Source organism: Enterobacter sp. JMULE2 (genome assembly GCF_013337145.1).
Classification (GTDB): domain Bacteria; phylum Pseudomonadota; class Gammaproteobacteria; order Enterobacterales; family Enterobacteriaceae; genus Enterobacter; species Enterobacter mori.
In genome coordinates, this window is the sequence record NZ_SGWD01000010.1 from 1,034,787 (window position 1) to 1,061,259 (window position 26,473).

The window sequence follows — 26,473 nt, forward strand, 5'->3', positions numbered from 1 at the left end:
TGTTGGTGTGAGAGTTTCAAAAACAAACATATGATTAATTACAGTCTCGAAAAATTATTCCTTCTTTTTTTAAGATCATAGCATGTTTTTTTTGATATCAAGTGCGTAATTAACAATATCATCTAATAGTTTTTCTTCCCTGAGGGAAAAATTTGCGTATTGAGACATTGCCCTGCACGTTGACAGACTTTCAACTATTTCAAATGGAATTTGATCTTCTAATTTTATTATCAGATCATAACGAGTTTGAAAAAAATTTGCTGATTCATGTTTGCCATTGGCATTAAGTTCAAAGATTATTTGTTCAAGCACTTTTTTTAAGTTATTTAAGTTCATTACCAGGGAGTTCTCAAAGTTTTAACCACTCATGTTCCTGGAAGATTTGACACCACAGCCTGGTATCCATCGCAGGATATCCTAGCCCTTAAGCTGCTGCAGGTCCTTCACTCACACAAGTTCCCTTATATTCACTATAAACTCTAAAACTTGCAATCTCAATTCAAAAGGCATGTGGGACAAAAAGTAAATATATCCAGATGCTAAATATCACTACTATTAAAAACACCTATTAAATAAGATTCATAACGAGCTGGTTGTATTTCTTTATAAGTAAAGATAACAGAAATATCATGAATCCCTTTCGAACATTTTCTTTCTGATATCCTTAGGGGGCTCTCTTTGTATTTATAACCAGAAATTAAACCATCTGATAACTTTACGCCTCGCATTTTACCTACCATTTTTATTTTTTTGCAGTGCTCAAGCTTATCAAAACTTTTAGAGTTATATAACCCGAAACGAACGACAGCATCACAACATGGACAGGATATTTCTTTTTCGTTCCTTAAGAAGTCATCCTCAAGCCCATCATGGATAAGTTCTTTTTTCTTCTGAAAATTAATTAATGTCATATTTTCCTCAAAAAACCATTTTCAATCAGTGTTTCAATCGCTTCGGATGTTTCGTATTGAGTTCCTCTGCCCGGTTGTCCAAACCATGGTATAGCAGGACCACTATCTACAGGCAACGGTTTTACAACTTCATAAACTGAATAAGGTTTGTTTAGAGTATTTTGTTGGAGGGCTCTCCCCTCGAATGAAGATCCCGCAGGGGATATAAACGTACCACTATCGTGGAAACCATCTGCATCGGTCCAACCACCGTAGCGGTCAACCTTTGTGCCAGGCTTAAGAGTCGTTTTCGTTGCGGTAATAAATCCACGATTAGGAGGCCAAGCACCATCGCCCATAAATTTCTCTAATGCCGTCCAATCTTGTTTCTTCCATAACGCATATGCTTTAGATGCTTGTGTTCTTGAAGAGAACTGCCGTTTATTAGATTTTTTCTGAAACTCATTCCAATCATTTTTACAACGACTCAACCCCCACGGATCCACCCACCCCAGCGCATTCGGCGCATACTGGTAAAGGTTTATCCCCCCCGCCAGCCCTATCGGATCCTGCTGCGTAAACCGTCCGCAGTCCGGGTCGTAATACCGGAACAGATTGTAGTGCAGCCCTGTCTCACGGTCCAGGTATTGCCCCTGCATCCGCAGGTTCTGGGAATATCCTGATAGCTGCGTCTCGCTTTCCCGCAGCAGCTTGCCCCAGGCGCTGTTAACGCCTTCCCATCGCACCTGCCCTTCGATATCCGTCATCCGCTCCGGCGTGCCGTTCGGCTGGCAGTGGAACCAGAAAATCTCCGGTGCATCCACGCCGTCAATACGCGCCAGCGGGTCATAGCTGTCCTGGTCGCTGTAGACGTAGGTGAGCGGCACATCCCCGTGCACCTCCTGCAGCAGGCGGAACCCTTCCCAGACAAACCGGGTAGTGACCGGCTTGCCGGCTGGCTGACCGCCCAACATCTGCTGGCGCGTTTTGCTGATGCGGCGTCCGAGCGGGTCGTAGCGGAAGCTGACCTGCGTCTGCGGCCTGTTGCGATCCCGCGGCTGGCTAATCACCTCCGTCAGGCGATGTTCGCCGTCATAGCGGTAGTGCCAGCGAGTCTGACCGTTATCTTTCTCCACAGTGCGGCCGTGGAGGTCATAACACCAGCGAATGCCGTTCAGCTGCGTCAGGCGGTTGTGCGTGACCTTCTCAGCAGAGCCTTCGAGCGGGTTACCGGCAGCATCCCAGCGCCACTGCTCCTGGCCGGGCAGCGTACCGTCCTGAACGAGCAGACGCCCGGCGCTGTCGTACTGCCAGCGGTACCATCTGAACGGGTTATCGTCCCGCTCTTCCCGCACCAGGTTATTGCGGTAATCGTAATCCCAGCGGCGGGACCACCGGCGCGGCGACGGGCGCTGGGCATTGCCGGTAAAGACGTCACGGCGATGCAGTCGCCCAAGACGATCGTATTCGCTGCGGGTGGTCAGCAGCCCCTGGGTACGGCTGGTCTCGCGGTGGAGTTCGTCGCGTGTGAAATCAGAAACCGACAGCTTATCGAGAGCAATGCTGAGCAGATGTCCGCTGCCGTAGTAGAACTGCTTCAGCTCGCGGCCATCGGGCAGCGTGACGGAGGTGCGGTTACCCAGCGTGTCATACTCCCACGCCAGCTCGCCGTGCTCGCCCGCCTCGCGCGTGACGCGACCGAGCGCGTCATAGTCAAAGGCGAGCTCCTGCTCTGCCTCGGTGCTCCACGCGTCGGCTGAAAGCGCAGGGTGCAGCCCAATCCGGCTTAACAGCCCGGACGGGGTGTAGTGGTAGCGGGTCTGCCCTTCCGGCGTGGTGCGGGCGACCAGCTGGCCGCTCGCGCTCCAGGCGAAGGCGTGGGTGATGGCCTCAGGATGACCGGCGGCAAAGGTGCGCGCTATCGTGCGTCCGCAGGCGTCGTAGCGATACTGCGAGGCTACGCCATCCAGCCCCACCTCTTCCACCAGCAGCGAATCTGCTCCCCAGCGGAACTGATACGCTTCACCGTTTTCGTTTTCAAGAGCAATCAGACGCCCTCGGCTGTCCCAGCGGCGGCGAACCTCCTCACCCTGAGTATTACGCGTGGTGGTTAAGCGACCGGCCTCATCGTATCTGAACTCACTTTCTTTACCATCCGCGCCAGCATGCTTCACCGGCAGGCCGCGCTCGTTCCATTTGAGCGACTCCGTCCAGCCTTCCGGGCGATCGAGCTGCACCGGGCGACCTGCGGCGTCGTAGCGATAGCGCGTCTCTTCACCGTCGGCCCCAGTCTCGGCGACCAGCCAGCCCAGCGGATGATAGTGATATCGGGTCGTGCGGCCAGAGCAGTCCGTCGCGCGCACCAGCTGTCCCGCCTCGTTGTACTCCTGGTAGCGGCTGTTGCCGGCGGCATCTATCTCTTCAACGACCTGGCCGAACTCGTCCCGGCGCAGCTGTGTGGTCTGTCCCATCGGATCCACCACGCGCTTCAGCCCGTGATGTTCGTCGTACCAGAACCGGGTGGCGCTGCCGTCGGCTTCGATAATCGCAGACGGCAGCGCGCGGTGCTCAAGCCAGGTGGTAGCGCGCGTATTGCCGTCGGCATCGGTCTCCTGAACCCGGTTGCCCATTTCGTCGTAGACGAAGGTGACGGCGTTACCGAGCGGATCGATGCGACGGGTCAGGAGCTCGTTGTCATCCCACGCGTAGCGCCAGTTCTCGCCGCGCTCGTCAACGTAGCGGACTATCAGATTTTGCGCGTTCCAGTAGTGGCGGCGCGTCTGACCGTCGTAGTGCTCAACGGTCGTCAGCCCGGCGGCCAAATCGTAGCTAAAGCGGCACCCGTCCCCGGTGCTGGTGCGGTTTTCCACTACGCGCCAGTGATCGAATTTTTTCCAGCGGTATTCGCTCTCCAGACCGCCCGGCATCCGGTGCCAGACCATCAGCCCGTGCTCGTTATAACGGTATTCACGCGTCACCACGCCGGAGGCATCCGTCGCGCTCGCCAGCTGTCCGCGCGCGTCGTAGCCCCACTGCATCAGCGGCCAGGTTCGGTTGCCGTCGAAATGGCTGGCAGCGGTCACGCGCTGCGGGAATCGTTCATCTTCATAGCGCAGAGTGACGTCTATCGCCCGCGGCTCGTCGTGAAGACCGACCAGCCTGCCCTGCTCGTCCCACTCCGTCAGCAGCGCGTTGCCGTACTCGTCACTGAGGGAGGCCAGACGCAGGACGGATGGATTCGCCCGGGTCGGTTTATACAGACGCCACACCGCGCCGTCATCGTCAGCAATCGCCACGTCGCCGCTCTCATTGCGGCGGATAATGATACCTTCGCTGATGCTGTAAAACGCGCGGTCAACAGGCGGCAGTTCGAAGCTCAGCTCGCGCCCGGTTTCGTCGTACCAGGTTGCGTTGTTTTCTTCCAGCGTCAGATAGCTGTCAAAGGCGGTAGCCCAGCCCAGGCCAAACAGCCCTTCGCGGGTGGTCAGGCTGTTGTAGCTGCGCTGCCAGCGAAGCGGAAAGCGGCCCGGCAGCGAGAAATCGAGTTCATCGTCGTCATTCAGCACCTTCACGCCGGTGGCGGCGTGAACCGGGTGCGAGGAGCCAAATACGGCATTGACGGCCATATCGGCCAGCATCCCGCCGCCGGCTGCCGCCAGCGCGCAGGGCATGTTTTTCAGGATCTTGCCCGGACGGCCGCGGAGCAGGGAGAGCGCAATCATCCCCAGCGCCAGACCCGGCGTTTTGCCGCTTTTGATATCGCGAACCGTGAGCGTGTCGCCGCCGATGATCACGTTCGGGGAAACGTCATCGGAAACAGTCCCTTCGCAGGTGGTGCGATCTTTCGCACGCACCGCAGGCTGGCCGTTGATGAAGACGCTTTTCGAGCCTTCCGCCAGATACTGCGGTCCGGAGTGCTTTTCACACGCCACCTTGTCTTCTTCCAGCGGTGAGGTCCCCGCGGCGGCAGAGGCCACGCTCGGCTGCCACATTTCGCTGCCAAACTGTCCGGCAGCGGAAAGCAGCATGCCCGCGTAATCGGCAAAGCTGCCCGGAGACTGCGGCTCAGGTGAAGGGGTATCTGCTGGCGTCAGTGTTCCGGCCGCGCGTGCGGCGGGGATCGCATTCGTCAGAACGTTGCTGGAGCCGGTGGTGATTTTACCCGCAGGCGACGGCGGGAAAAGCGCGTTGCCTAACCCTTCGGCAGCGCTGCTGATATCGTCTGTGATCCCCGCCACGTTTGCCAGCACGCCGCCAATGATGCCGCTTAACAGACAGCTGGATCCAATCGCCGCCACGCCTGCGGCTGCCGCCCCTGCCCCCAGCAATGGCGCTGCCACTGTAGCCGCGGCACCCACCGCCGCGCCGATCACCGCATAGGCGGCGCCTTCCGCCACAATGCTGGTGATGTCCGCAAAAATGCTGGAGTGAATAATCTCGTCGCCCTTACGGGCCGCGTTGTTATCGCTCATGCCTTACACATTCCGGTTGTCGTTTAGCGTCAGGCTCTGCTTAAGCGCGCTCCAGCGCACCTCGTCCTCTTCAGTGAATGCCCTGAGTGCCGAGAGGGTAAAAATCATCAACACCGGTTTACCCGGCGTCTGCACGGCCAGCTGTTTTTGCCACAGGCGCTGGCCGTTATGGTCAAAGTTGGTTTCAACTTCCAGACCGCTGATGTTGCCGTCAGGCCCGGCTTTCACACCCTGGAACTCGCTCTGAACGACCTCGCCCATCTGAGGGCGCATCACGTCCCACTGGCGGTGGAACTCTTGTTCATAGTCGCTGCCATCCGGAATAACGCCGCGACTGACCACCACGGACAGCCCGCTTTCGTCATCGCGAATAATGTTCATGCTGTTATCCTGCCAGGCAGCAGGAAAAAGGGAAAACGAACCTTCCTGGAGGGTATATTTCATTGGTGAATCCGCTTCTAAGAATGCTGAAGAATTTTAAGGACCGTTATGGACAACATGGCGGCAGACAGAAAGCGGTTATTCTTTCGGCGGCGTGAATTTCGCCTGCACCGCCGCATCAATATCCCCTTTATGCCCCGCGCCCGGCGCCGTGGTGCCCGGCTTGGTTCCCGAGGTATTCAGGTGCAGCTTTCCGCCCGTCGTGATATGGCCATCCCCTTCAACAAAGAAGTTAAACTCTTTGCCGATCAGGCTAATTTTGCCGTTCGCGTTAAGCTCAATGGCGCTCTCGCCGGAGACAAGTCTCAGCTTTGTTCCGGAAGCGATAACGTACTGCTCCACCGCCGCATCCAGCTTGCCTTTCCCCGTCAGGATCTCGGTTCCACCTTTCACCGCCTGGATCTGATTAGCCTCCACGCGATGCAGCTCGTTTTTCTTAACGTAATGGCTGCGCTCGCCGCCGACGCTGTGCGTTTCATCATTCTTAACGCTGGTGTCCATGTTGCGCTCGGCCTGGATCCACACCTGCTCTGCACCTGCCTTGTCTTCAAAGCGCAGGGCGTTCGCATTGTCGACGGAACCGTCTTTCGTGCGGCTCATAAAGCCCATCTGCGTCGCTGCCGCCGGCAGCGCCCACGGCGGCATACTGGCTTCGTTATACACGCGCCCCGTAATAATCGGACGGTCCGGATCGCCGTTGATAAAGTCCACCACCTCATCGCCCACGCGCGGGATCTGCACTCCGCCGTAGCCCTGGCCTGCCCAGGCGCTCGACACGCGCACCCAGCAGGAGCTGGTGTCGTCACCCTTCGCCAGACGGTCCCAGTGGAACTTCACCTTCACGCGACCGTATTTGTCCGTCCAGATGCTCTCCCCCTGCGGCCCCACGACCTTCGCCGTCTGCGGGCCGTAGGTGCGCGGCCACGCCGTGCTCTGCGCCGGGCGATAAGAGACCGACGCCGGGATGACAGTGAAATCAGTCCTATGGATAGTTTCACCCTCGCCGCTGGCGTAGCGGTTCTCCTCGAAGTGGTATCCGGCCGCCGTCACCAGATACTGGCCGTTATCGCTGAAGAACGGCGCGTTAGTCAGGGTGAAGATGTGGCCCGGCGCAATGCCCGCCGCCGTGGCCGTGGCCTGAATCTGCTGATGCTCCACCTGCCAGCGCTCCTGGCGAATGCGGGCGTAGAACTCCGCATGCCCGGTCTCCACAAAGCGGCCCGGCCAGTCGTACACGTCAATGCTGCCCGGCTTCGGCGACGCCGGGTTCTGCTGGGCCTGGAACAGCCACGCGTTCGGCTTGCGGAAGTCGTAGTCGTCGAGGCTGTAAATGCCCGGCGTCACGCTGTCCTCCAGCGCCCACTGGCTGATGCCCTCTTCATCCGTGCTGCCGCCGGACGGCGTCTGGTGATACGGAATCACCTCGTAGCCGCTGAACGGCTGATGCTGCGTGGCGGCATCAGTCAGCACCAGGGTGTGTTTATCCGCCTCGTGGCTGAAGTGATAGGCAATCCCCTCCAGCTCCATCAGGCGGCTGATGAAGTCCAGGCTCGACTCCTGATACTGCACGCAGTAGTCCCATACGCGGTAGCTGCCGGTGAGCTTGTCCTCCACATTGACCTGATGCTCACCCAGCAGGGTTTTCACTATCTGCGGCACCGTCTGCCCCTGGAAGATACGCAGGTTGCGGTCGCGCTTCATCGGCCACAGGTCCGGCTCCACCGTCAGCTGGTACACCGCGTAGCGGGTGCCCGTCAGCTCAACGGCGCTCACCGCCACGCGCGTGACTTTGCCGTTGATATAGCGGGAGGTCAGCAGGTTCTGCGTCGGGATGGTCACCGTGACCGGCTGACCGAGCAATTTGCTGCGGTCGATGCGCGCGTCCGTGCCGAGCAGGGTCAGCGTCAAGGCGAACGACTCGGACATCGCCTCGCGGCCGGAGAGTTTCCAGAAGAGCAGCCCCTCGACCGGGAGCTGAACGGTAATTCGGTTGAGCATAATCGTTATTCCGTAAATGCAACATCTTTGTTACAGCGGCCACGAAGCAGCGTCAATCGCAACACTTACTTAAGCCACAGGCCTGAAAACATAAGGACACTCCCTAACGAGAGAAGGAGTTTAGCGAAGACAAATAAGGGCGGCGCTACGGTGCGTGACATCAGGGAGATCTTTTCATAATTGCGAAAATTCATTTTTTTATGCGCGGCCATAACGCCTGAAAATAGAGCACACAGCAAAGCGACGGCAAATTTCATGCCCCAGACGCACAGGAGAGACATAGAAATGATGATGGAGTATTTTTTTGCCACCGCGACAGGAAATAATAAAAATGACAGCGCCAGCCATTTCAAAAAGAAACCAATGACAACCGTAGAAAGCAGAACAAGCACCAACATCAGGCCCGTTGTTATCCACTGTTTTTTATCAAAGGCGCTCTTTTCATTCCAGATAACCGCCAGCGTCAGGATCAAAAAGAAAAGGAAGAAAAACCAGTGCATTACAATTTATCCCATCGACAACCCCGGCACTTTACGGTGACGGGGTTGTCGGTTATGTACCAGCCTGAATACGTTTACTTATTAGCGTTGAAAACGAAAAAGCCATCCACTTCCTGCTGGATTGCCGTCTGGTGGGATGCCCCAGGAGGATCGATCGCATTGCTTCCACCGGCAGGATTCAAATGCAGTTCACCGCCAAGCGTGTTTATTTGCGCATTCTGCTTAGCAGTAAAGTTGAAGTTATTGCCAATGATATTAACGCTTCCATCCTTCGATAATTCAATGGCGCTTTCACCGCACTCCAGCCTCAGCGTATTACCCGCTGAAAGAATATAGTCGTTAACCACTTTGTCACTGCGGCTGTTACCCGTCAGGCAAACGACCTCCCCTTTAACGCCCGCTTTCTGATTTTTTACAACCCGTAAGGTTTCATCTTCTCCCACATATTGGGTTCGATTCTTTTCAGTCGAATGGGATTCATCATTTTTGACGTTGATATCCAGGTTGCGTTCGGCCTGGAGCCACACCTGCTCGCCTCCCGCCTTATCCTCAAAGCGCAGGGCGTTGGCGTTGTCGACCGAACCATCCTTCGTGCGGCTCATGAAGCCCATCTGCGTCGCTGCCGCCGGCAGCGCCCACGGCGGCATGCTGGCTTCGTTATACACGCGCCCGGTGATAATCGGCCTGTCAGGATCGCCGTTGATAAAGTCCACCACCACCTCATCGCCCACGCGCGGGATCTGCACTCCGCCGTAGCCCTGGCCCGCCCACGCGCTCGACACGCGCACCCAGCAGGAGCTGGTGTCATCGCCCTTCGCCAGACGGTCCCAGTGGAACTTCACCTTCACGCGACCGTATTTGTCCGTCCAGATGCTCTCCCCCTGCGGCCCCACGACCTTCGCCGTCTGCGGGCCGTAGGTGCGCGGCCACGCCGTGCTCTGCGCCGGGCGATAAGAGACCGACGCCGGGATGACTGTGAAATCAGTCCGGTGAATGGTTTCACCTTCGCCGCTGGCGTAGCGGTTCTCCTCGAAGTGGTATCCGGCCGCCGTCACCAGATACTGGCCGTTATCGCTGAAGAACGGCGCGTTAGTCAGGGTGAAGATGTGGCCCGGCGCAATGCCCGCCGCCGTGGCCGTGGCCTGAATCTGCTGATGCTCAACCTGCCAGCGCTCCTGACGAATGCGGGCATAGAACTCCGCATGCCCGGTCTCCACAAAGCGGCCCGGCCAGTCGTACACGTCAATGCTGCCCGGCTTCGGCGATGCCGGGTTCTGCTGGGCCTGGAACAGCCACGCGTTCGGCTTGCGGAAGTCATAGTCGTCGAGGCTGTAAATCCCCGGCGTCACGCTGTCCTCCAGCGCCCACTGGCTGATGCCCTCTTCGTCCGTACTGCCGCCGGACGGCGTCTGGTGATACGGAATCACCTCGTAGCCGCTGAACGGCTGGTGCTGGGTGGCGGCATCAGTCAGCACCAGGGTGTGTTTATCCGCCTCGTGGCTGAAGTGATAGGCAATCCCCTCCAGCTCCATCAGGCGGCTGATGAAGTCCAGGCTCGACTCCTGATACTGCACGCAGTAGTCCCACACCCGGTAGCTACCGGTGAGCTTGTCCTCCACGTTGACCTGATGCTCGCCCAGCAGGGTTTTCACTATCTGCGGCACCGTCTGCCCCTGGAAGATACGCAGGTTGCGGTCGCGCTTCATCGGCCACAGGTCCGGCTCCACCGTCAGCTGGTACACCGCGTAGCGGGTGCCCGTCAGCTCAACGGCGCTCACCGCCACGCGCGTGACTTTGCCGTTAATATAGCGGGAGGTAAGCAGGTTCTGCGTCGGGATGGTCACCGTGACCGGCTGCCCGAGCAATTTGCTGCGGTCAATGCGCGCGTCCGTGCCGAGCAGGGTCAGCGTCAGGGCGAACGACTCGGACATCGCCTCGCGGCCGGAGAGTTTCCAGAAGAGCAGCCCCTCGACCGGGAGCTGAACGGTAATTCGGTTGAGCATAATCGTTAATCCATATGGCTTATGCGATGAAAATATTACGGCAAGAGACAAGCCAGAACAGGCGCTATTCTGATCGCTGCACTGCAGGTACGGCGGGCTGTTTTTTTATGATAAAGATGAGCGTTCCGATTTTTAGTCATTCAGAAAATAAAAACAGCGCAATATTTAGGGGGATGATTCTGAATCCAGTACTGACGATAACAACAGGGAATAACGTCGCTGAACAACTTACAGTGAGAACGCGCAGCGCTTCCTGCGAGAGGGCAAAACGGACAGCAAATAAAACACAATCCCGATGATATCCATCACGCCCTAACAATAGAAAACCTTTTCTTTCAAGGTCATGAATGGCGGCCTCACTTCACCGGTGCAGGAGGCCATTTACCACCATGCTGAATAAGCGTGTCTTTGATTTCAGTCAGCTTTTGATATTCGTCACTGCCCTCTTTCGCCCGGTTCAGATAACGCTGAAGCTGGTTGGCCATTGTCCAGCCATTATCCGCCTTGATCTCAGCGTTTGCGCCGCGCTCCAGCAAAAGCAGGACATGATCGTAAGAGTGAAAGTCCAGCGCGGCGATCAGCAACGTATTACCCAGTGAATTGGTAATATTGATGTCCGCTCCACCGTCAAGCATCGCCTGCAGCGTATCGGTGTTTTTTGCTTCGAGGGTCTCGAAGATAATCGGTTCCCCAAACGTTTTATCCTTCGCATCCGGCGATAATCCGCCCTCAAGCATCGCCTTTATCCAGACCCCACTGTCCGCTTTCAGCACATATTCAGCCGGACTGCTCTCTCCTTTAGGCCTTGGCTGGAGCGGATCTGCCCCCGATTTAACCAGAGCGGTAATAATATTTAGCTGTTCCGGTGTTTTTTTATCGTTAATTGCGTTCATCACCGCCCAAAACAACAGCGTCATGTCCTCTTTACCGGGCTTATTAAGGTCGGTTTGCGACGCTAATTTAATAACCTCATTCATCTCACCGGCTTCAATTGCACGCGCGACTGTGAGCTGCTGACCACTGAAGTAATTGTCTGGTTTTAAATCCATATTTTGCTTGCACCCCTGAACCATAAACATTAAACAAAGCGCTATCCAGCCAGTAATCAATGATTTCACGCGCGACTCCCGATAATTGCGATGTCTTCATCTTTCTGTTGCTCAATACAGTTAATCGCCTGATCGATGCCATGGCGATCGAGAGCACCTCCCGTTCCCCCCGGAAGGTCGTGTGCAATTCCGGCAGCGTTAGGCATGACGGCAGAAAGCTCTTCTTTGGCTATCAGCGCAGGCACGTGTCCTTTAACCGTTTTGAAATCTTCCCAAAGGTTAACTTCCTGAATTTTTGTCAGCAGTTCACCTTCAACCCGGTAAGCCTGAATATTTTCGGTACTGCCCAACAAACTTCCGCCGTATTTCTCTACGGTACCTGAATTTAGACCGGCCGCATTGAAGGTCCATCCCGGCATACCGCTGGCCATCGCGGTAGCAGACGCTAATCCGCCCCCTAAAGAGTGGCCCGCAATGTCCACTTGTTGACCGGATTTAGCGAGTTGTTCGCCAAGACCCACTGCTCTTTTATAATAATCTGACGCCATTCCGAGCCCTTGCGCACCGTTATTTTTCCAGTCAGCCATGTTCTTCATGGGGAAAAATTCGGGTTGCCGTGATCCTCTGAAAACCAACGTTGGGTTCATATCACGACCAAACACCTCTGGGTCGGGTTGATATACGCGGGCCAGAAAATCAGGAGAGGCTGTATTGTCGAAAAGTGATTTGCTGTTCAGCCCAAGCTTCTTCAGCGCCGCTGCGTCATTACTAATATCCGTCCACCCCTCCGGCACGCCCGGCGTTGTTTCCAGCGGGTTTACGGTCTTATAAACATTTTCCGCAAGCTTCGCTTTCTCCACGGCAATATTATTCGCCGCTAGCCGTTTAGCCGCGATCTGCGCATCCGGATAGAGACTGTTGCTGCCCTTCGCAATCAGGTCCTTACGGGCCTGCCAGCGTTCGGCTTTGGTCATATTCTGCAACTGAGAGGCATAGGTTTTACCGTCTTTGCCCGGCGTCGGCTGGTCAGGCACCTGCGCCGCTTTGGATTTCACCACCTGCGTCGGCAGCTCCGTTGGCGCGGGGCGGGAACCATAGGTGCGCACCATGGTTTCGTAACGTTCAACGATAGTGCTCTCCGGATACCAGCCCAGACCCGTATTTGAAGCAGCCTGTAATCGCCCATCGGCATTGATATAAAACATCTCAGTCACTGACGACCAGTTGCGAAAACTCTCGTCGATAGCCACGATCCTGCCCATGTCGAGATCCTGCGCAATCAGCTTGCGGGTATCGCGACCTGACTGATACGGATTTGCACCGGTAATGGAGTACAGCAAATCGTAGCGCGTGAACAGCGAGCGCAGCGAATTGTCGGGCACCGACATAATCCACTGCCCGGCGACGGACGGGCGGATAATTTTCGCAAAAAGCGCTGGCGAGACGTTCTCGCTGAAAAGATAGACAAACTTAATGTTATACATTCGCTCCGTCCTGTTCCCTGTCCCTGCCTGACTTACGGATTCACCAGCCAGGTACCCGGCTTGGCAATATCCAGCGTCTGGGTACGCGTTCTCCCGTTGCCCTGCAGTTCAATCTTCACCTCTCCGGCTGGCAGCTTGAGCGATGCATAACCGTTGGTCGCCGGACGCAGCGCTTTTGGCTCGCCGTTCACTTTCAGCGTTTCGCCGTCCTGGATACGGATATAGACCAGCGCGACCGGGCTGGCGACAGGTGGTGGAGTCTGTTCCGCCGCCTGCTCGCTAACCTTCTCCGTTTCCGGCTTCACGTCTGGCGTTTTCGCGGCGGTTTCAGCCGGACGCGTCTCTGCCGGTGCCTGCGCCGCCTGCTCGGGCGCATCCTGACCGCCGCCGCTAAACAGCATGGCTCCGGCGACAATGCCCACCAGCACGCCAGCGGCAACCATGCCCGGGATCTTGTAGCGGCGCCAGTCAAGCGCCGAAGCTGGTTTCTCTTCCTCTACCGGAACCAGCATGGTGCCGGTTTTTTTGGCGGTCAGCACATCGTTGATACCGGCGACCGGCATCTCAATCAGCGCCGCGAACTCGTCGATAGACTGCGGACGGTCCTCCATGTGCAGCGCCAGCGCGCGGTCAATAGCCTGCAGCAGCGGGATGGAATAACCCTGCGGCATGATTTCCACCAGCGGTTTGCAGGTATCCTGGATAGAGCGCACCACGCTGACCGGCGGCGGCGATCCCACGATCAGGGTACGCAGCACGGCACCGAGGGCGTAGATATCCGTCCACGGACCCTGCTCGCTTTCGTTGTCGTCGGTGTACTGCTCAATCGGCGCAAAGCCCGGGCGCAGCATGGTTTCCGTTTCGTCAGAGAGGTTACCGATGGTGCGGCGCGCGGAGCCGAAATCGAGCAGCACCGGCAGGCCGTTATCCTGGATCTGAATGTTATCCAGAGAGATATCGCGGTGCAGATAGCCTTCGTCGTGAATGGTTTTGATCGCGCCGAACAGCATCGGCAGCGTGCGGCGGATCCACGCCTCGTTGATCAGCTCCGGCTTTTCTTCACGCAGGCGTGAAAGCGTGGTGCCGCTGTAAAACAGCGTCCCCATGTAGGCCGTGTCGTTTTGCACCCAGAAGCGCAGGACGTGCAGCAGGTTCGGGTGGTTGAAGCGCGCCAGCAGACGGGCTTCCTGAATAAAGCTGTTCAGGCCGGCGGAAAACGCTTTGCCAAAGCGCTCACTGCGCAGCACGAGGGTCATGTCATCGCCGCGCACGGCGAGCGAGGAAGGCATAAATTCTTTGATAGCGATAGTGCGTTCGAGCTGGTGATCCCACGCGCGATAGACAATACCAAAACCGCCGCCGCCGATCACCTCTTTGATTTCAAACTCGTTGAAGCGGTACCCGACCGGGAGCGCGTTTGGGACAGTCCGATTGTTATCATTATCCGTCATCTTTTACAGTTCTCTTGATGATTATTACGCGGCAAACTGACAGTGAAACTCGCCCTGCTCGCAGGTGACGTGCAGACGTCGGTACTGCTCGTCGCTGCGGCTGGCGGTAAGTAAGATCTGGCTCATCTGAGGCAGTAAGGTGTTGGTCAGAATAGCATCCACCATGCGGCCACCGGACTCCACCTCGGTACAGCGCTGAACAATCTGTTCCACCACGCTGTCGTCAAACTCAGAAATAATGCTGTGATTCTCTTCCAGACGGCGCTGAATGCGCTTGAGCTGCAGACGAACAATCAGCCCCAGCATCTCGTCGCTGAGCGGATAGTACGGCACCACCAGCAGACGGCCCAGCAGCGCCGGTGGGAACACCTCCAGCAGCGGCTGGCGCAGCGCGCCGCTTAACGCGTCAGGCTCCGGCATCAGCTCCGGATCGGCGCACATCGCGCTAATCAGGTCGGTACCGACATTAGACGTCAGAATAATGATGGTGTTACGGAAATCAATATGGCGCCCCTCGCCGTCTTCCATCCAGCCTTTATCAAAGACCTGGAAGAAGATCTCGTGGACGTCCGGGTGCGCTTTTTCAATTTCGTCCAGCAGCACCACGCTGTACGGGCGGCGGCGCACGGCCTCGGTCAACACCCCGCCTTCACCATACCCTACGTACCCCGGAGGCGCACCTTTTAAGGTGGAAACGGTGTGCGCTTCCTGGAACTCACTCATGTTGATGGTGATAACGTTCTGCTCGCCGCCGTACAGGGATTCCGCGAGCGCCAGCGCGGTTTCGGTTTTACCGACGCCGGACGGGCCGCACAGCATAAAGACGCCCACCGGTTTGTTGGGATCGTCAAGCTTCGCTCGCGAGGTTTTCACGCGGCGGGCAATGAGATCCAGACCGTGACGCTGTCCAATAACGCGCTGGTTCAGCGTGTCAGCAAGGTTCAGCACCGCGTCGATCTCGTTTTTCACCATCCGGCCCAGCGGGATCCCGGTCCAGTCAGAGACCACCGCGGCCACCACGTTTTCATCCACAGCCGCAAACAGCAGCGGTTCATCGCCCTGTAAGGCGTTCAGCGCCTGCTGCTGTTCCGCCAGCTGGCTGCGCAGCTCGGCGCTATCTTCATCGCCCGCCGCGAACAGCGCCGCGCGCAGGCGAATAATCTCCTGCACCAGGCTGCGTTCTTCTTCCCAGCGCTGAGCCAGAGATTCGCGTTTTGTTTCGTACGCGTCGCGTTCTGCGCGTAACGTCGCTACGCGCTCAGCGTCACCGGCACCGACGCGCGTTTCGCGCTCAGCGATCTCAATTTCCACGTCCAGCGCGGCAAGGTGGCGCAGGCAGTCTTCCAGCTCCGCGGGCGGCGCGCTCTGGCTGACCGCGACGCGGGCGCAGGCGGTATCGAGCAGCGCAACGGCTTTGTCCGGCAGCTGACGCGCCGGGATGTAGCGATGCGACAGCTTGACCGCCGCGCTGACCGCTTCGTCGAGCAGCAGCACCTGGTGGTGCGTCTCCAGCGGCGACACGGTGCTGCGCAGCATCAGAATGGCTTTCGCTTCGTCCGGCTCATGCACCTGCACCGTCTGGAAACGACGGGTCAGCGCCGGGTCTTTTTCGATGTACTTTTTGTATTCCGCCCAGGTGGTGGCCCCGATGGTGCGCAGCTGACCGCGCGCCAGCGCTGGCTTGAGCAGGTTCGCCGCATCGCCGGTCCCCTGCTGGCCGCCTGCGCCAATCAGGGTATGGATCTCATCGATGAACAGAATAATCGGCGTTGCGCTGGACTGGACTTCATTAATGAGCGCCTGCAGACGGGCTTCAAACTCGCCTTTCATGCCTGCGCCAGCCTGCAGCATGCCGATATCCAGCAGCCACAGCTGGATATTTTGCAGCGGCTCCGGCACGTCGCCGTCGGCGATACGCAGCGCCAGCCCTTCCACCACCGCCGTTTTGCCAACCCCGGCTTCCCCGGTCAGCAGCGGGTTGTTCTGGCGGCGACGCATCAGGATATCCACCATCTGGCGGATCTCCTCGTCGCGCCCGACAACCGGGTCAATCTTCCCTTCGCGAGCGCGGGCGGTCAGGTCCTGGCCGTACTGGGCCAGCGTCCCCTGCGCAGCCGGTACCGCACCCGCCGGTGCATCGGCTGCGGCTGCGGCCTGCTGCGTCTCTTTGCTGTTGGCGCAGATAGCGTCGAACTGCTCAATCAGCACCTCGACGTTCAGGCGGGTGAACTGTGACGAGATGCTTTTCAGCACGTTAGCCAGGTTCCAGGTTTTAAGCATGCCGATCAGCAAATGGCCGCCGCGAATACGGCTGACGCCAAACTTCAGCGAGCCGAAGACCCAGGCGCGCTCCACGGCGCTGTCGATATGTTCGGAGAGATCGGAAACGGAACTCGCCCCGCGCGGAAGGACATCCAGCGCCGCAACGATATCGCGCGTCAGCTGCTGTTCATCAAGAGCAAAGTGGCGGATGACCTGCTGCAGATCGCCATCCTGCTGCTGCATCAGCTGATGCAGCCAGTGCACCAGCTCAACATAGGGGTTGCCGCGCAGCTTGCAGAACGCAGTGGCGCTTTCCAGAGAGGTAAATAACAGCGTATCCAGTTTGCCGAAAAGCACGGCACGGCTAATTTCTGACATGTTAGTTTCCATTAACAATAATTCGGTATACGGAAGGATTACCGCTCTGCGCGATACACCAGATCGCCACGCGGGACAGGCTGCGGCTGACGGCCCAGCCAGGTGTTGTAGCCTAATCGCCCATTGCTGCCGAGCGTGGTGCCATGCACCGCGTCTTCACGCAGGATCACCCGCGTTTCCCATTCAAACTCCACCCCGGCGTACTGACGCACCCAGTCGCGCAGCTCGGTGACCCACGCTTCTCCCGGCAGAAAGCGGTTGTACTCCTCCGCGCTCAGCGGGCCAATGTCGATGCGAAACTTATGCTGAACGTCGCGGACGGCGACGCCGAGAAAGGCGGACTCACCCATGCGAGGCATGCGGCGCCCTGCTCCCAGCTGCGCCTGCTCGCGCGTGGAAAGCGGCATCCACTGCGGCACGTTGCTGACCAGCTTGACCGGCGCTTTAAAATAGTTGCGCAGGATCTTCTCCAGCCCCTCCGGATCCCGCCCGTTACGGGTCAGGTGTCCGGCGTGGGTAAAGCGTGCATGCGAGTTCAGGCTGCCTTTGTTCATCTGCCCCGGCTGCCCCATACCAATCAGCGACGCCAGGTAGCCCTCAAAGCGCTTGTTATCGGCGCGATCCAGAGAGACCGCCGGTTGCGCATCCGCCCAGGCGCGGTAAAACAGCAGCGCAAGGCGGTGGTGGAACAGATCGGCAAACGCGCTGAGGCTGGTGTCCTGATGATGATAAATACGCTCGCGGGCATATTCGGTCATGTGGACCGGCAGCGGGCCGTTCGGGCCAAACAGGCCGAAGCTGAGGATAGACACCTCATGCAGCCCGCTTTCCTCCCGCTGACGTACCTGGGCCAGCGTCGACGGCGCAAAACTCATCGACGGCTGCTGGCCGATGCGCAGCGGCTCAAATTTCGGCAGCGGCGCGCGTCCCAGCGGATAGCGCTCGCCGCCCTGGGCATCAATGCGCCTTAACAGCTGAAACAGATCGTAGCGCCAGGGCGTCTCACGAACCCCTTGCCAGAACGTATCCGGCAGCCGGGTCAGGCGATGCACGCGCAGCGGTGCAGTGGCAGCGTCACTCATATAAGCGCCCTTTTACCCATGCGCGGTGCCCAGTAGCCAATCTCGCCGCGCTGCTGACTCTTCAGGGTGAACTCCGTAAAGCTGTTGATGGACACCAGGCGGGCAAAGAGACGCTCCATTACGCTGCCGAAGAGCCACGGGCTGGCGCCGGAAAAGGCTCGCTCATCCACCATCAGGGTAATGCCGATCCCGCGGGCGAAAACGACCGGGCCGGGTTCAGGTACGCGGCGGTGAACCGGCTCCAGCACGCAGTGGCGTACCCCCTCCACCTGACGCGCAACGGGCGTTTCAGCCAGGTTGGCGTACAGCCCTAACAGCTGGCGCAGCGCGGCCGCGCCGTCTTCGTTTTCGCTGTCCATCAGGCTGAGGTAGTTCATCTGCAGCTGGCTGATGAGCCGCCAGGTGCTGAACCCTTCGGCCAGCGCCGGACGCGGCGGCGTCGGCCCTTTACGCAGGGTGAGGGATTTCACCGGCATGGAGTCGGCCATAATGAACTGCCCGAGCTCCTGCTGCAGCATCAGCGGTAGGTCGCGGCTGGTGCAGAGCACCTCGGCAGAGATATAGCGCAGGTTTTCCTGCCAGGGGGCGTGCTGTTCATCCACCAGCGAAATAAAGACCTCCGAGCCAATATAGCCGGTACGGGTGCCGTAGCGCAGGGCGTGCTCGGAAAGCACGCGCTGTTCGCGACGCAGGGAAAAATAGGCCCCGTAGTTGCCCGCATCGCCGCTCCAGGTGCTCCAGAATGGACGAAACGTCTGGTCATCACGCTGGCCGTCTGCGCTGCCATAGATTTTTTTGACCGCGTAAATTTCATAATCCAGCGGACGAATGTTATCGACCACCAGATGGTATTCATGCTGGCCTTCGTTCAGCTTCTGACGCGCCGCGACCTTAGGGAACAGGTTGATGACCGGCGTACAGTGCAGCGCCAGATGGCTGGCATCGACCACGCGCTCCAGCTGTTCATCCGACTTATCCAGCAGGATGAAAATATCAAAGGCTTTTTCGTTTTCACAACGCTGAATCAGCTTGCTCAGACCACTGAGGCTGATGAAGCGGAAGCGGGCCGGAAACGCGAAATACTCCTGCAGCAGACGGTAGCCGTCAAAGTTACGCAGATCGTCCGGGAGCAGCGCCTGATCAGGCTCAAAGCCCTCCTGGCGCAGCGCGTCAGACGCCAGCAGCTGTCGCTGCGGCTGCGGGCTGACCGTCTGACAGACGATCCCGGCGTGGTGCTCCATCACCAGCTCCAGCAGCTTCAGCGCTTCAATATCCGGGCCGCCGAGGAAGAATTCCAGACGGTCGAAATCCAGGTGCCCGAGGTTTTGCGGGCCGTCGCAGGCGATGCGGATCCGCAAGGCGCTGTTGATCCCCCGCTGGCTCAGCCCCAGCTGCGCGAGCGGCAGATCGGCGGGCACGCCGCCCAGCTCGACCCTGTCGATTTTCAGCGGCAGCAGGTTGACCTCGTGCGCCGTGGTATAGCTGCAGGTCACGCCGGTCTTCTTGAGCGCCAGGCTGTCCATCATGGTACCGCGCGGCACAATGAAGCCCTTGCTCAGGTCACCCCGGCTGCTGTCGGGCTCAATCTCCGCGATCGCCATCGACGGCGTGGGCGCGAGATAGTTAGGCGCAATCATCTCCAGCAGACGCTGGGAGAAGCGCGGAAACTCCGCGTCCATTTTCATCTGCACGCGGGAGGTCAGGAAGGCGAAGCCCTCCATCAGACGTTCGGTATACGGGTCCGCCACTTCGATGCCGCGCATGCCCAGCCGTCCGGCGACTTTTGGGTAGCGTTCGGCAAACTCGGCCCCCATTTCGCGCAGGTAGGCCAGCTCACGGTTGTAGTATTCGAGCAGTTTACTTTCCATGATTACCCCGCATCTTTCAGTTCAAAATGGCCGTTTTCCAGATCGACATCGGTACGAAACAGAAACTCCAGCGGGTACGGCACGCACCACAGACGCCCTTTGATTTCGATGGAGAGCACGTTGTGCAGATCCAGCGAGGAGGTATCCGACACGCAGCGGACCTGCAGCCCCTGGGGTAAAATGCGCGGTTCAAAATTGATGATGGCCTCGGTGAGCTTGCGCTGAATATCGTGCCATTCGATATCCGACATTCTTTTCCCGGCCAACGGTGCGACGCCGAAGTTGACCACCGAGCGGTTCACGTGCGGCAAGGCGCTCAAATCGCCGGAGGCATCGTGGTTGATGGTGTTAAACAGCCACTGCAGATCGCGCAGCACATTGCGGCGCAGGGCGGCGTGAGTGATCAGATTGCTGTTGGCCGACTCGCGTTTTTTTTCCGGGTCGTTATCGGTGAGACGATCCAGCAGCGAGGGCTGCATTTTGTCGCGCGCCCCCACCTTCTCCTGCTTGCTGCGTGCCTGCCAGCCGCTGCGCAGCAGATCGCCTTCGCCAGCGGGATTACTCATCGGCTCCATCCGTCGCAAACGTCACGAGGTTCAGGGAAAGCAGCGGGTATTCGCTTTGTTCGCTCAGCCACGCCTTCTGGCCCCGGCCTTCGTACAGCGTACCGTCAGCGTCAAGCGGCAACCATTCAGTCGTACGCCCGAGCATGACGGCATCCGAAGCGTCTTCAGCAAACGGATAGCGCGCCGGGATTTGACACACCTGCTCCGTACCGTCGGTCAGGCGCACCAGCGCGTGACGCCAGACCAGATCGGTGACGCTGGCAGGCGCCTGAAAACGGATCTCAGCGATAGCGCTAAACGGCAGCCAGAAATAACGGCCGTTCACGATGGTTTCGCACACCGGGCCGAGGCGGGCATCGCCGTCCATCAGCCAGCCAAACGCCTGCGTCTCATCATTTTCGAGAGTGATCTGACCAGGGTTTGCCTGCGCCGTCTCAAGGGCGTCCAGACGCAGCGCACTGGCGCGTTCGCCCTCCTCGCTCAGCGCCGCGGCCAGGGTTGTCAGCCACGGCCATTGGGTTTCAGGCATGGCCGGACGCGCCTGTCCTGCCATCACCTGCGCGCGCTGCAGCTCGCCCTGAATGGATTGCTCCAGCAGGGTAACGGTAGGCTTCGCCTGGGGCTTCAGCGCCACCCAGCTTTTCAGCTGGGTCAGGGCGCGGGTCCAGTTGCCGCTGAGGATCAGAAACTGTACAAACGCGGCGCGGAGATCGGCATCCGCCGGACGGACTTTGATATCGGCTTCCAGACGACGCAGCGCATCGCTGAGCGGCTCACCCGCCAGGTGTTGATAGAGCGTATTCATCGCCACTCCTTAGTTTGCCGCGCGCCATGCGCCCACTGCCGGATCGCGCAGCTGAGGACGCAGGGTGTCAATCAGGACAATATTCAGCGAGGTACCCGGTGTCACCCACGCGCCCCAGGTCTGTTTGACTTCGGCAATGCGCGCCTGCAGTTTGGCGTCATCACTGGCGATCTCGCGGGAGATCTCTACCGCCACGGTGCCGTTGCTTTTCCAGCCGTTGAGGGCGTTGTCGTAGGGAAGGATCATCCAGCTTTGATCGCTGTTCTGCGTGCTGAACACCATGCGTTCTTTGTTGACGGAGGTGATCAGGGCGTTTTCAGGATCGGCGCTTTTGTTCAGGCCCATGACCGGGAAACCGTGAATGTAAGTCACCGCCATCTCTTTCTGCTCGCCGTTGCGAGTCTGAGAGATAACGGTATGACCGCTCAGCCAACTGCCGTTGCCGCAGCGGGTGGTGTCGGTGTCCGGGATGAACAGTGCCGGTGCGGAGGCTCCGCCTTCCCAGAACGTCCGCAGATGGCAGCCGTCCTGAAGGGTAAACTCCTGCCACGGCGTGCGGTCAGCAGCCACGGTGCGGGCTTCAGCGTTCTGATCCGGCGGCAGCAGCGCGCCGCTGGCGGCGGTACTGGCCGGAGCCGCCTGTTCCTGTTTCACCACCAGCGCCCAATCCTGCGCTTTCCCTGCGGTACCCTCCGCCAGCGTGACGCCCGCCGGATCGTTAAGCGTCCAGCTGAGTTTATTCACTTTGCTGCACTGATGTTCCAGCAGTGAGCCAAGACGCGGCACAAAGTTTTCCAGCACGGAAACGTCTTTCTTGCCGTTTGCCACAATACGCAGCGCCACTTCAGGCTTACACCAGCTCTGCGGCGTGTTGTCTTTGATGTTGTCGATCCAGATATCCAGCTTCTGCGCAGGGGACTGCACGATGCGGAAATTCTCAGCCTGCGCGGTGGAGGTCACCGCCAGAAGTGCTAAACCCGATAGCCAAAGTTTCATATCGTTCCTTGTGTGTCTAATCAGTTCCGCAGGGAAGAAATTGCGCTGCGTCAGAGAGCGTATGCAGCAAAGTGGTGTCCTGAGGGTCGCCCATCCATACCGCAAGGGCCGTATAGTTGTCCTGAGCATTCCCCTCCTGCTCGCCATTCTTTTGAATGATTTGGTTCATTAAGGTCAGCCACTCCTGCGGCGTATTGACCATATGCAGCGACTGCTTCATTTGTTCTTCGCTGACGCCGTGCCAGAACCCGTCGGTGCAGAGTAAAAAGGCATCGCCGTCTTCCACCTGCACCACGTCGCTGTAGCTCGCTTCCGGCCCACCGTTTTCAATCCCCAGCGCGAGGTACAGCAGGTTGCTGTTGAGATCGTCGGTCTGATGCCCCGCATCCTTCATCTGCTGCACCAGGCTGTGGTCGGTGGTGACATGCCACAGCCAGCCGCGGCGAAACAGATACAGGCGGCTGTCTCCGGCGTGCGCCCAGTAGGCCAGACGGTAATCCCGGTCAATGAACAGGCTCACCAGCGTTGTGCCCATTCGACGGTAATCCTGAACCGCCTGCTGTTCGCTGAGAATGGTGCGGTTCGCCGTTTGCACATAGTCGCGAATATGCTGCGCATTCAGGTGCTTGTCGCCATCAAAGCGGGAAATGATGCTGTTGCGGGCCAGCTCAGCGGCCACTTCACCGCCCGGCAAACCCGCGATGCCGTCACAGACGACAAAGCAGGCTGAACGTTCCCCTATGGTTTCTCCCGTCTGATCCTGGTTGCTGGCGCGCGTCCCCTGGCGGGAGAGAGAAGCCGTTGCGATATTCATTTGTCTTCCGATCCGCTCTGTGAGTCTTTGTACTGATTCACCTCCATGTCGTACGCATGAAGGAAGGCCTCGCCAAACAGGGTGTGGAAGTCATCCTCAATCTCGCCTGCCGTCTCGCCATAGCTGCGAACAAAGTAGTCCCACAGGGCGGCTTTACGGCTGCCCGGCAGCGCCAGACGGGAGGTCATGCCGTTCTGCTTCGCCTGCTCTTCCAGTTGTTCCGGGTTAAAGGACTGCAGCATTGCGGCGATGATGGCGCGAATACCGGAGATCATGCCCAGCTGGTGCGCCTGCAGATCGATCAACGCGTCGCGCACGGATTTTGTTGGCGGCATAAAGCCCGGCATCGGCGTGCCGAACATCTGGATCAGGACGGTTTTGCCGGTCGGCAGCAGCTTGAACGGGTTGTTGGCATCGTCCAGCACCATGGTCATATCGGCTTTCACGCCGCGCTTGAGGATGGAGCGCGAGGAAAGCAGCGCCACGGTGCCCTGAGAGAACATGCCGAGGATCTGCCCCAGCTGACGCATATTCTCACGGTCAAACTGCGGGACAGGCTGCATTTCGCTCAGGCCCATGCCTTCCAGCAGCGCCTCCAGCAGCTCGCCCTGCAACACGTCGCCTTTCTCGCCGCTGTTAGCCGTGGCGGTTGGGGAGGCCGCGTTATTGACCGGGTCGATGCGCAGGCGGCCCTTCGGTGCCTGAGCGCTACTGCGCGCAACGGCCTGCGGGGTCGGCATGGTGAAACCTGCGTAATCAGGTCGCGCGGGCTCTTCTTCAACAGCACGCGGGGCTTCCTGCGGCTCAGGGGCGAACAGCGGAGAATCGGCGAGGACATCCTCTTCCTCAACCGGCGCAGGCGTTGGCTCCGGCCTGTCGTCGGCAATGTCATCCGGATGCGTCAACGGTGCACCGCCCATCAGCCCGAGAGGGTCATCATTACGCGCGGCGGGCGCGCTGGCCGTGCCGCCAAACAGGGCCAGTGGATCGAGCTCATCCGCCGCCTCTTCTTTAGGCTCGGCTGGCTTAGTTTCAACCGGCGGCACCAGCGTTGAGGGCGTAATGTCGTCAAAGATGCTCTCTTTTTTGAACAAGGCTTCATCGCTGAACAGCGTATCCGGGTCAACGTTCTTACGCTCAAGCTTCGGATCGCTGTCGTTGAACATCGCCAGCGGATCTTCAGCGTTACGCTCCGGCGCAGCAGGCTGGGAGAACGGATCCTGTGATGCCGCAGGCTGAGGTTTTGTGCGGTTGCTGGAGATGCTGTCGGAGATGGAGAACTCCTGCATCAGACTATCCCAGATCTCCGTTGGCACGGCGGTCGGCTCGGCTTTCCCGCGCGGTGCGGCACTCGCCGGTTTCGGCTGCGACGCAGGTGCTGGCGCGGCTGGACGAACCTGCTGCTGCATGCTGGCCGCCATGCGGCTCACCGGCTGCGTGTCGTGAATAATTTCAGCCACTTCAATGCGGTAGTCATCAATACCCAGAACGTCTCCATCCTGCAGTTCAACCTGACGCCCGCGTTCCAGTGGAATATCGTTCAATACCACGCGCGTAACGCTGCCACGGTTAGTAACGCGACATTCGCCATTGGCGTCAACGTGAACAATGGCCTGCAGACGCGAGATGGTGCGGTCATTGTCCGGCAATACCAGATTGTTATCCGTACCGCGCCCAATGGTGCCGCCCGGGGCGTAAAAATCACAGCTGCTCTGAGGCGGCTGATGACCGGGTTTCGTAGAAATAATCGTGAATCGCATGGCGTATTCCTGCTGGTATGATTAGCGCTCAAACGCTGCCGCTCTCGGGGCGAGAACGGCGGCGTTTGGGGATTAACACATTCTATTCAGTCTGCGTAAGCTTAAACTGGCCTGAAGGACCTTCTTGTAAGGTGAAACGGGCAGCATAGCGAATAGAATCGTTTTTCCCTGACACCTTCAGGGCAACATCATATTCTCCAGCTTGCCACGCTATTCCCTTCCACTGGTGACACTGTTGGGTCGTTAACGTCACCTCAGGGCTAAACGTTGACGGCGGCGATATCGCTTTCCATTCATTTCCCGCGCGTTTCATTATGGTGGGCGAATGGCTGGTGACAGGCGCGTCTAACCCGGAGTTAGCGGGAATAGCAAAGCAGGGTTCGTTGTTCTTTAGCGTAACCGTAAGCGACTGATATTGTGCTGGATGCGACACACAGGCGCTGGCCATTAACGTGACTGCAAACTCACCGAATAACTTTTGCATAACCATGCCCGCCAATCCTTAGGGCTCTTTAGGTTGATAAAGACCGGGGAAAACTCCCCGGCCACATACTCTATTACGCTTCTTTGTTCTCTTTGATGTTCCAGCCAGCGCTGCTTTCAGCACCTTTACCACCGGCAGTGGTCTGCTCCCAGTACTGCTGTTTCACTTTCGCAGCCTGGAATGCGTAGGTCACACCAACGGTATCGCCGTTGTCTGCACCGGTGTACTGAACGGAAGTCACCAGAACGTCTTCCAGGGTGATGCGAGTGTATTCAACCTGCTGGCCACCCGCTTTGCAGACGGACAGTTCAACTTTGGTCAGGTGCTTACCGCTTGCGCAGTGTTTCAGGACTGCTGTAGTGGATTTGTCGATCAGCGCGTTAACGTGCAGGTCGTTAAAGTTTACTTTACCGGCACCGCCGCCACCGCCAACGCTCATATTACCCGGCTGGGAAGCGCCCCAGGAGAAGGAGGTAATATCAGTCCAGCCGGTGTGGTTAGAATCTTTAGATTCGCCCGTAACACCCTCGACCTTCAGAAACATATCAATAGCCATAATATCTACTCTTCGTGGATGAACAATATTGCTTTCGAAAAAGCACTTATATGGCAAACAGGAAAGCATGGGGCTGAATAAAACCGTCCATATTTTACCTCTGCCTCACATCAAATGACCCGTGTCATTTGACAGTCTTACATTCCCCCTGAATGAACAGAAAGAATGTGAAGTCTTTTACTACTGCGGGTTATCCTGGATCCAGCTACGGTCAGGATCGCCAACTATTACCTGAGAAACCATTTTATTCAGTTCGTCGCTATGATAAAGACGGAGACAATTTAAAGTTACGCCTTTGATTTTTTGTGAACGTTCAGAGTGAAAGCTGTTCTTTTCGTCTTTATATTTATTTATAACAGCCTCAATTTTCTCCATGCCATTTTCAACATCGAAGGGCATCCACTCCAGGAGTGCGCTTGCACTGAGCCCTGCATCAGCAGAAAACTGACCACCTTCATCTGCCACCTCAGCAAGACAGCGAGCCAAAACGTAATCTTTCATCACCTGCCTGTAAGTTTGTTGATGAAAGAATTGAAGGTCCGTGTTAGCAGAATAAGATGAGCAACTAGTCAGAAAAAGAAACAGGCAAAGTGGTTTTTTAAACATGGCGATAT

At 57.9% G+C, this 26,473-nt stretch carries 21 protein-coding genes; all 21 read right to left on the reverse strand.

Annotated features, from left to right (window positions below; all coding sequences use genetic code 11):
- Positions 1-75: 75 nt before the first annotated feature.
- The 21 genes from EXW94_RS05770 to EXW94_RS05870 all read right to left on the reverse strand — a co-directional run bounded on the left by EXW94_RS05770 (position 76) and on the right by EXW94_RS05870 (position 26,465).
- Positions 76-336: a hypothetical protein gene (locus EXW94_RS05770; RefSeq protein WP_174339705.1), complete on the reverse strand. Its 261-nt coding sequence runs from the start codon at positions 334-336 to the stop codon at positions 76-78.
- A 203-nt stretch (positions 337-539) separates the two neighbouring features.
- On the reverse strand, positions 540-911 hold the full coding sequence (locus tag EXW94_RS05775; protein WP_120158344.1) for a hypothetical protein: 372 nt from the start codon (positions 909-911) through the stop codon (positions 540-542).
- A complete protein-coding gene (locus EXW94_RS05780; RefSeq protein WP_174339706.1) occupies positions 908-5,362 on the reverse strand; it encodes a glycohydrolase toxin TNT-related protein in 4,455 nt (1,484 codons plus the stop codon). The genes EXW94_RS05775 and EXW94_RS05780 overlap by 4 nt, the downstream gene beginning before the upstream one ends.
- A 3-nt stretch (positions 5,363-5,365) precedes the next feature.
- Positions 5,366-5,806: a DcrB-related protein gene (locus tag EXW94_RS05785; RefSeq protein WP_120158346.1), complete on the reverse strand. Its 441-nt coding sequence runs from the start codon at positions 5,804-5,806 to the stop codon at positions 5,366-5,368.
- Between the two features lie 75 nt (positions 5,807-5,881).
- Positions 5,882-7,801 carry a type VI secretion system Vgr family protein gene (locus tag EXW94_RS05790; RefSeq protein ID WP_174339707.1) on the reverse strand — a complete coding sequence of 640 codons (1,920 nt, stop codon included), beginning with the start codon at positions 7,799-7,801 and terminating at the stop codon, positions 5,882-5,884.
- 65 nt (positions 7,802-7,866) lie between these two features.
- The gene (locus EXW94_RS05795) at positions 7,867-8,301 is read right to left on the reverse strand and encodes a hypothetical protein (RefSeq protein ID WP_108418206.1); all 435 of its coding nucleotides are present in this window, start codon (positions 8,299-8,301) and stop codon (positions 7,867-7,869) included.
- Positions 8,302-8,375: 74 nt separating this feature from the next.
- Positions 8,376-10,304 (reverse strand): type VI secretion system Vgr family protein, encoded by a 1,929-nt coding sequence (locus EXW94_RS05800; RefSeq protein WP_174339708.1) that lies wholly within the window; start codon positions 10,302-10,304, stop codon positions 8,376-8,378.
- A 356-nt stretch (positions 10,305-10,660) separates the two neighbouring features.
- Positions 10,661-11,383 (reverse strand): ankyrin repeat domain-containing protein, encoded by a 723-nt coding sequence (locus EXW94_RS05805; protein ID WP_217436365.1) that lies wholly within the window; start codon positions 11,381-11,383, stop codon positions 10,661-10,663.
- Positions 11,384-11,418: 35 nt separating this feature from the next.
- Positions 11,419-12,837, reverse strand: coding sequence for a phospholipase (locus tag EXW94_RS05810; protein WP_174339709.1), 1,419 nt, complete (start codon positions 12,835-12,837; stop codon positions 11,419-11,421).
- Positions 12,838-12,869: 32 nt separating this feature from the next.
- The gene (locus EXW94_RS05815; RefSeq protein ID WP_174339710.1) at positions 12,870-14,288 is read right to left on the reverse strand and encodes a serine/threonine-protein kinase; all 1,419 of its coding nucleotides are present in this window, start codon (positions 14,286-14,288) and stop codon (positions 12,870-12,872) included.
- Positions 14,289-14,312: 24 nt separating this feature from the next.
- Positions 14,313-16,928 carry a type VI secretion system ATPase TssH gene (gene tssH / locus EXW94_RS05820; RefSeq protein WP_174339711.1) on the reverse strand — a complete coding sequence of 872 codons (2,616 nt, stop codon included), beginning with the start codon at positions 16,926-16,928 and terminating at the stop codon, positions 14,313-14,315.
- A 38-nt stretch (positions 16,929-16,966) separates the two neighbouring features.
- The gene (gene tssG / locus EXW94_RS05825) at positions 16,967-18,010 is read right to left on the reverse strand and encodes a type VI secretion system baseplate subunit TssG (protein ID WP_174339712.1); all 1,044 of its coding nucleotides are present in this window, start codon (positions 18,008-18,010) and stop codon (positions 16,967-16,969) included.
- The gene (gene tssF / locus EXW94_RS05830; RefSeq protein ID WP_120158030.1) at positions 18,007-19,878 is read right to left on the reverse strand and encodes a type VI secretion system baseplate subunit TssF; all 1,872 of its coding nucleotides are present in this window, start codon (positions 19,876-19,878) and stop codon (positions 18,007-18,009) included. The genes tssG and tssF overlap by 4 nt, the downstream gene beginning before the upstream one ends.
- 2 nt (positions 19,879-19,880) lie before the next feature.
- Complete coding sequence (gene tssE / locus EXW94_RS05835; protein WP_010432861.1) at positions 19,881-20,444, reverse strand: type VI secretion system baseplate subunit TssE; 564 nt, start codon at positions 20,442-20,444, stop codon at positions 19,881-19,883.
- Positions 20,437-21,249, reverse strand: coding sequence for a type VI secretion system accessory protein TagJ (locus tag EXW94_RS05840; protein ID WP_042714633.1), 813 nt, complete (start codon positions 21,247-21,249; stop codon positions 20,437-20,439). The genes tssE and EXW94_RS05840 overlap by 8 nt, the downstream gene beginning before the upstream one ends.
- A gap of 9 nt (positions 21,250-21,258) precedes the next feature.
- A complete protein-coding gene (locus EXW94_RS05845; protein ID WP_042714631.1) occupies positions 21,259-22,245 on the reverse strand; it encodes a hypothetical protein in 987 nt (328 codons plus the stop codon).
- A gap of 16 nt (positions 22,246-22,261) precedes the next feature.
- Complete coding sequence (locus tag EXW94_RS05850; protein WP_042714629.1) at positions 22,262-23,059, reverse strand: PP2C family serine/threonine-protein phosphatase; 798 nt, start codon at positions 23,057-23,059, stop codon at positions 22,262-22,264.
- Complete coding sequence (tagH, locus tag EXW94_RS05855; protein WP_174339713.1) at positions 23,056-24,819, reverse strand: type VI secretion system-associated FHA domain protein TagH; 1,764 nt, start codon at positions 24,817-24,819, stop codon at positions 23,056-23,058. The genes EXW94_RS05850 and tagH overlap by 4 nt, the downstream gene beginning before the upstream one ends.
- A gap of 82 nt (positions 24,820-24,901) precedes the next feature.
- On the reverse strand, positions 24,902-25,309 hold the full coding sequence (locus EXW94_RS05860) for a putative T6SS immunity periplasmic lipoprotein (protein ID WP_174339714.1): 408 nt from the start codon (positions 25,307-25,309) through the stop codon (positions 24,902-24,904).
- 67 nt (positions 25,310-25,376) lie between these two features.
- Positions 25,377-25,859, reverse strand: coding sequence for a type VI secretion system tube protein Hcp (locus EXW94_RS05865; protein ID WP_010432842.1), 483 nt, complete (start codon positions 25,857-25,859; stop codon positions 25,377-25,379).
- Between the two features lie 180 nt (positions 25,860-26,039).
- Positions 26,040-26,465 carry a T6SS amidase immunity protein Tai4 family protein gene (locus tag EXW94_RS05870; protein ID WP_174339715.1) on the reverse strand — a complete coding sequence of 142 codons (426 nt, stop codon included), beginning with the start codon at positions 26,463-26,465 and terminating at the stop codon, positions 26,040-26,042.
- Between the last annotated feature and the right edge of the window lie 8 nt (positions 26,466-26,473).